Raw genomic sequence first — 268 nt, 5'->3', positions numbered from 1 at the left:
CAGTAAAGATGGTGGAGCTATGCGGGATCGAACCGCAGACCTCCTGCGTGCAAGGCAGGCGCTCTCCCAGCTGAGCTATAACCCCATCGTAAATGCTAATCTCTGTACCCTAATTCGTTTCCGGGCAAGGCGCGGTGGTGCGAAGCATACTGAAGTATGCGAGCATCGCCGTAACACAGCACGGAGGCGAATTTGGTAGGCCTGAGTGGACTTGAACCACCGACCTCACCCTTATCAGGGGTGCGCTCTAACCACCTGAGCTACAAGC

General features: G+C 56.0%; 1 tRNA gene. It reads right to left on the bottom strand.

From position 1 onward, the window contains the following. Positions 1-9: 9 nt before the first annotated feature. Positions 10-85: transfer RNA gene (locus OGV71_RS00560), tRNA-Ala, on the bottom strand. Positions 86-268 lie beyond the last annotated feature (183 nt).

Origin of the sequence: Citrobacter sp. Cf088 (genome assembly GCF_030334295.1) — a bacterium.
Taxonomy (GTDB): Bacteria; Pseudomonadota; Gammaproteobacteria; order Enterobacterales; family Enterobacteriaceae; genus Citrobacter; species Citrobacter freundii.
The sequence above is the reverse complement of the archived record's forward strand: the minus strand, read 5'-3'. Positions and strand labels throughout refer to the sequence as shown.